Genomic DNA, 3,100 nt, shown 5'->3' on the forward strand with positions numbered 1-3,100 from the left:
GCCGAGTTGGCGCTGACGATGGAGTCGATGGCGATGCCTTCACCGGCGTTGGCGCCGACCTGGAAGGTGGCGTTGGCAAACGAGCCGTCGAGCAGCTTGGTGCCGTTGAAGGACGTGGTCTTGGCCACGCGGTCGATTTCCTGGCGCAGCTGCGTGACTTCGGCGTTGAGTGCCGTGCGGTCGCTGGCGTTGTTGGAGGCGTTGGCCGACTGCACGGCGAGTTCGCGCATGCGTTGCAGCATGTCGCCGACCTTGCCCAGGGCGCCTTCAGCGGTCTGGGCCAGGGAGATGCCGTCGTTGGCGTTGCGCGAGGCGACGTTGAGGCCACGCACTTGAGCGTTCATGCGCTCGGAGATGGCCAGGCCGGCCGCGTCGTCCTTGGCGCTGTTGACGCGCAGGCCCGAGGACAGGCGCTGCATGGAGGTGGCCAGCGAGCTGGAGGTGGTGCCCAGGTTGCGCTGGGCGGTCATCGACATCACGTTCGTGTTGATGGTGGTCATAACTAACTCCTGTTGAAGAGATGGGTTGGACTGCCCGGTGTCCGGACGACGAACCCCCAGGGAAGTTCGTTGTTAGCTATTTCGGAGCTTCGGACGCTTTCTTGAGGATTTCGCGTGTTGGTGGCATGCGCCGCGCAATAGCGCACGGAAAAAAGGCCCTGGTGCTCACGCGCCAGGGCCTTTTCGGGCAGTCCGTCCTGCATCAGGACGTGGTCTTGTTCCACTGCGCGATCTGCTGCGTCACGAAGGCGTTGAGCGAATTGAGCTGCCCCACCATGGCATCCATCGCGTTGTACTGCTTGAGGTAGCGCGTCTCGGCCCGTGCCGCGCGCTCGATCACCTTGTCCTGTTCCCTGGTGTTGCGCGTGACGGCCGCGCGCAGCGATTCGGTGCGCGAGGTCAGTGTGCCGCTGGCGCCCGAGAATCCGTCGGCGAAGCTCTTGAGCTTTTCACCGAAGCCCTGGGCCGTGGGGTCCGTGTGGTCGGCGTTGAACAGGTTCTGCACGGCCTCGGGGTCGTCCAGCGCGGCGTTGAGCCTGGTGCTGTCGATGCTCATCTTGCCGCCGGACTTGATGTCGATGCCGATGTCGGCCAGCGTGGTGAATGCACTACCGGGCGTGACCGAGCGCATCATGCCGCGCAGCGCATTTTGCAGGCCCACGGCCGTGCTGTCGCCCTGCAGGGTACCGGCCACCTTGGAGTCGGGGTCGTACTTGGTCGTGCTGGTGAGCATGTCGTTGAGCGCGTTGTAGGCGTCGACGAAGGACTGGATGGTCTTGGTCATCGCCGCCTTGTCGTTGTTCACCGAGACCTCGACCGGCGCGGTGGTGACCTGGGAGAGCTGCAGCGTGATGCCGGGCAGGCCGTCCTTGAAAGTGTTGCTGGCCGACTCGATTGCAATGCCGTTGATGGTGGCCTGCGCGTTGGCGCCGTGCGTGACCTGCACGCCAGAGGCCACGCCGTCCTGCACCGCCAGGCGCGACAGGCCTTCGGTGGCCACACCGTCGGCGTCGGTGACCTGCACCTCGAAGCCCAGGGCCTCGCCGGTGTCTCTCGAACGCATCAGCAGGCGCTCGCCCGAGGCGTCGCGCAGCACGGTGGCTGTCACGCCCGCGCCCGCGGCATTGATCCTGGCCGCGATCTGCGTCAGCGTGTCCTCGCCCTCGATGATCTCGATGTCCACCCCCGCGGCGCTGCCGGCGACGAAGGAGCCCGAACTCCAGTCGCCCAGCGTGATCCTCATGGTGCCGGCGCCCATGGCGGTGTCCTGGGGCACGGCGAGCGTGGCCGTGGACTGCGCTCTGGCTAGTTGCTGTACCTCGACCGACATGGCGGTCGGTGCGGTGCCAGCGGCCACGGTGATGCCCACCGCCGTGGTCTGGGAGGAGTTGCCCTGTACCGCCTTGAAGGCGTTGGGGTCGGCCAGCTTGGTGCCAAGCTCACCCAGCGAATTCATCATCGAGCTCAGGGTGCCGAGCACGGAGATCTTGCTCTGGTATTTGGTGGCCTGCGTCTGCAGCTGCGTCAGGGGCGCGCGCTCCAGCGCGACCAGCTGCGAAACGATGTCGGCGATCGGAACGCCGCTGGCCAGGCCTGTGGACGTGATGGGCATGTCAGATCTCCTGGCCAGCGCGTGGCGCGCGCATGCAAAGGGTGGCGTGTCGGTTCATGTTCATGTCCTTCCGGGATGTACGCACCGCACGCCCATGGCATGCGGTCTGTGCATCCCGCAATGGCCGGGTGCCAGGGGCACACGGCGCTTGCGGATGGCGCGATCGATCAGGACCGCAGCAGCGAGAGCACTCCCTGGGGAATCTGGTTGGCCTGGGCCACCATCGCGGTACCGGCCTGCTGCAGGATCTGCGCGCGCGACAGGTTCGAGGTTTCCTTGGCGAAGTCGGCGTCGATGATGCGGCCGCGCGCGGCGGAGATGTTCTCGCCCGTGATCTGGATGTTGGCGACGGCGTTCTCGAAGCGGCTTTGCAGGGCGCCGAGGTCGGCACGCGAGCTGTTGACCGCGTTGATCGCGTTGTCGATCACCCTCAGCGCGAGCTGCGAGTCACCAAACGAGGTCACGTTGATGTCTTCGACGAAGGAGTCGGCGGCTGCGGCGGTGTTGACGCCCGCGCCGGTGGTGCCGGCGCCGAAGTTGACGAAATCGGCGGCCACGATGGCACGGTCCGAGAAGACTTCGTAGCCTGTCATCACGCCCGCGGCATCGAGGGTGGGGCGGGCGAACACGCCGGTTTCCGTGGACTTGGCGTTGATCGCATCGACCATCTGGCCGGCGCGCTGCGCCAGCGTGGTGGCTTCACCGATCGGGCCGAGGTTGATCGCGACGCCGGCGGCGTCGTTGATGCCCAGCGGCGTGGCGCCACCGGCAGGGATCGCGGCCAGCACGGCGGGGGCCACGGGCGTGGCCGGCGGCACGATCTGGGGCGTCATGTGCACCGAGGTCTGGCCCAGGGCCGCGGAGTCGGAGTTGACGATGCTGTCGATGGAGATGCCTTCGCCGGCGTTGGCGCCGACCTGGAAGGTGGCGTTCGCAAACGAGCCGTCGAGCAGCTTGGTGCCGTTGAAGGACGTGGTCTTGGCCACGC

2 protein-coding genes and 1 pseudogene are annotated in these 3,100 nt (G+C 66.6%); all 3 read right to left on the reverse strand.

The genetic code is table 11. The features are described from left to right. A pseudogene (locus K5880_RS23065) lies at positions 1–500 on the reverse strand (flagellin); the annotation flags it as partial. A 202-nt stretch (positions 501–702) separates the two neighbouring features. Further along, a complete protein-coding gene (gene fliD / locus K5880_RS23070; RefSeq protein WP_297658337.1) occupies positions 703–2,112 on the reverse strand; it encodes a flagellar filament capping protein FliD in 1,410 nt (469 codons plus the stop codon). A 167-nt stretch (positions 2,113–2,279) separates the two neighbouring features. Next, positions 2,280–3,100 (reverse strand): flagellin (locus K5880_RS23075; RefSeq protein WP_297658340.1); only part of this gene is annotated, 821 nt, incomplete at its 5' end.

Origin of the sequence: Hydrogenophaga sp. (assembly GCF_025699295.1) — a bacterium.
Lineage (GTDB): Bacteria > Pseudomonadota > Gammaproteobacteria > Burkholderiales > Burkholderiaceae_C > Hydrogenophaga.